Source organism: Komagataeibacter melaceti (assembly GCF_003403295.1).
GTDB lineage: Bacteria > Pseudomonadota > Alphaproteobacteria > Acetobacterales > Acetobacteraceae > Komagataeibacter > Komagataeibacter melaceti.
The window spans coordinates 1-2945 of record NZ_QUWV01000245.1; the positions used below are offsets into that span (position 1 = coordinate 1).

Genomic DNA, 2945 nt, shown 5'->3' on the forward strand with positions numbered 1-2945 from the left:
ATCGGTGGGTCAAATCAGCCGACCAGATCCTCGCCTCGGTGAAGCGCTTCTGTCACAAGACAATGAGCCGAACTTCAGTTCCAGATGAATCGCCTATCTTCGCGTGCAGTTTCTCCACATCAGCAGGGCTGACCGGGGCTCAGACGCCGCCTTCCCGGAAAAGGTTGCCGCCATTCCCTCGATCGCCTGCCGTTTCCACTGGGCGATCATCGTCTGATGCACCCCATGTTTCGAAGCCAGTCCGCCAGCGTCAGTTCCCCACGGATCGCTTCCAGGGCAACCCGTGATTTGAACTCCGCCGCATACCTCTTGCGCGTAACCTTGCCCATAAAACCCGTTCTCTCTCAGGTCGGATTATAGCTTATTGCCCTGTCCGAAAAATGGGGACCACCTCTCCTGATCGGACGCACCAAAGGTGGCATGAACACGAAGCTGCATGCGATCACCGATCAGAGCGGACGACCGCTGAGCTTTTTCATGACTGCGGGACAGATCAGCGATTATACCGGTGCCGCTGCCCTGCTGGACAGTCTTCCGGCAGCACAATGGATGCTGGGAGATCGCGGGTATGACGCCGACTGGTTCAGGGACGCCCTGAAAGCGAAAGGTATAAAGCCCTGCATTCCAGGACGGAAATCTCGCAGAAAACCGGTCAAATACGACAAGAAAAAATATAAACGCCGCAGCCGTATCGAGATCATGTTCGGAAGGCTCAAGGACTGGCGGCGGGTTGCAACCCGCTACGACAGATGCCCGACCGTCTTCTTCTCAGCCATCTGCCTCGCTGCCACCGTCATCTTCTGGCGCTGATCAATGAGTCCTGACCCTAAACACCTAGGGAGTTTCCAAAATATATAAATTCTTTACCACAAATAATTATCTATTCATTCTATACCATAATCTAACATGGTTTGAATTTGTGTATCGATAAGAAACTTCCTGATGAGGCAATACATATAATGGTGTATTATCTTCTATATGTTGCCCAGATGATGGATCTATAGTAACCGTCAATTTTGATATGGCACCGTTTGACATTAGTGATACTACTTGCCCTTCGAAAGGAGAATTCGGAAGCACAATTTTTTGTTCATTTATTATGTTTTGTGTAAAATTTGAAATCATATTAACTCCTTCGACATCATTATTTATAATAAGGACACCTCCATTATAAATTATCTTATATTCCGGTCCTTTAATCGGAGAATAGAAATAAGACACACAGCTAGATTTTCCATTATTATCACTTAAAATATTTGTTTTTTGAATTATGGGTCGGGAGGATATAGAGATATCATCCTTACATGATCCTGCATCAACAATAGCGGCACCAGAAGAATATCCCCACGCATGGAAGTCTCCGATTCGGAGAAGCGTCGAATAAGTGTTGCCTTGCAAATTTATAGGAACTGAAGTCACTTCCGATCTAAAATGTCCAATTTGCATATCGACGCCTCCTTGTTCATCAACTTGAATAGATGCTGACCCCACTTGAGATATTTGGTCTACTCCATAGGGAATAAGACCTGTATGCTCAAAATTATCGATAACAATCTGTGGTTTCTGATAATCTACATCGCCCTTTGCAATATCATTCCATACTCCAAACTTGCTTGCATCACAATAAAGCGTGCCAAAATGCACTTTTTGAGGAAATCCTGATTGAGGATTTACCGCCGCAGGTGATTGAGTGAGTTTGATACAACTATGATAGCCATATGCAAAAAAATCAGGAATTTCAGCCGTATAATCTGGCATGATTATTACATCCGCATGCGATGTCTGCCAATCTAGGACTAGAGGGTTTTGACTCCAAAAGTCCCAGATATGCATAGGGCCTGTGAAATGTGCAACATCCCAAGATCGATCATCATAAATGGCAGTATGCAGTATCTGACCATACAATCCGTCTATCTCCATGCGGCCTGCCAAATCAGCATGAATTAGATCATAAACCGGACTAACTAAAATGTTATGAAAACGAATTATACCATAAGTATCGTGAATATTGAACACTGAAGGATATGGTTTTGGTATCCATGATCCATAGCCAAAAATGGCTTTTTCTGCCGTTGATTCGATATTAGAATTTAATATCAACGTATAATTTCCTATTTTCCCACTAACACTATTTATAATGGTTCCGATTGGAACTCCCGGTCCGATAACATGCGATCCCACTTCTGGCGCAATGTCTACGCGGGTAATTGTTTTGGTTCCACGGATCACCGATCCTACGAAAGAATTTGGACTAGGTTCATCTTGGAAAATACCTATATCATTGAAAGAACTCCCCCGTACAGACGGGCCGCTTAAGCTAAATAAACTCGCGTTATTTCCGATAATGTGGAACCACGTTCCTCCATCCGATGGCAATTCACTCCAGCCGGTTCCATCCAAAGAAATTGGACAATTCCACGAAAGACTTGTCATTGCCCGAAAAGTGAGGATGCCTGGCGGAAGGCGGAGGTGCCCACCCTTGGGGTTTTGATTGCAAATAGCGTTGACCGCCCTTTGCAAGGTAGACGTTGCGTCTATAATTAACTGGTCATGTTCTTTATGAGATGAAACAAAATCCTCTAGAAAAAATATACCAGATTCCTGCCTTATAATATCTTCTTTTGAGTTGTATTTATATATTATAAATTTTGAACATAAGTTTATTGCCTTGTGTATTTCTGAGTTAAATTTGTACATAAGAAAAAATATTATAGAATTAATTAAAATTGATACAAAAAATATCTTCACACGATCTTTCGGCATAAGTTCCTCACATTGGCATATGTCTTTAAGAATATGTTATGAGCAGTGCAAAGAGTACGCATTTTTTAGAGAGAATATATAATTTGCAATCCCTTAGTCATCTGGAACTGAAATAAGCATCATTATATAATATTCCTGTCGCAATGACGGGAGCAGAACGATGGCGGGACGACAGGCAGGTG

General features: G+C 43.0%; 1 protein-coding gene and 2 pseudogenes. 1 reads left to right on the forward strand and 2 read right to left on the reverse strand.

All coding sequences use genetic code 11. The features are described from left to right. Window positions 1-91 precede the first annotated feature (91 nt). Window positions 92-329: pseudogene (locus DY926_RS16860) on the reverse strand (transposase); the annotation flags it as partial. Between the two features lie 64 nt (window positions 330-393). On the opposite strand from DY926_RS16860, the pseudogene DY926_RS16865 reads away from it, so the two are divergent. Continuing rightward, window positions 394-810, forward strand: a pseudogene (locus DY926_RS16865) (IS5 family transposase); the annotation flags it as partial. 66 nt (window positions 811-876) lie between these two features. On the opposite strand, the gene DY926_RS17175 reads toward DY926_RS16865, so the two are convergent. Next, a complete protein-coding gene (locus DY926_RS17175) occupies window positions 877-2763 on the reverse strand; it encodes a hypothetical protein (protein ID WP_148707851.1) in 1887 nt (628 codons plus the stop codon). Between the last annotated feature and the right edge of the window lie 182 nt (window positions 2764-2945).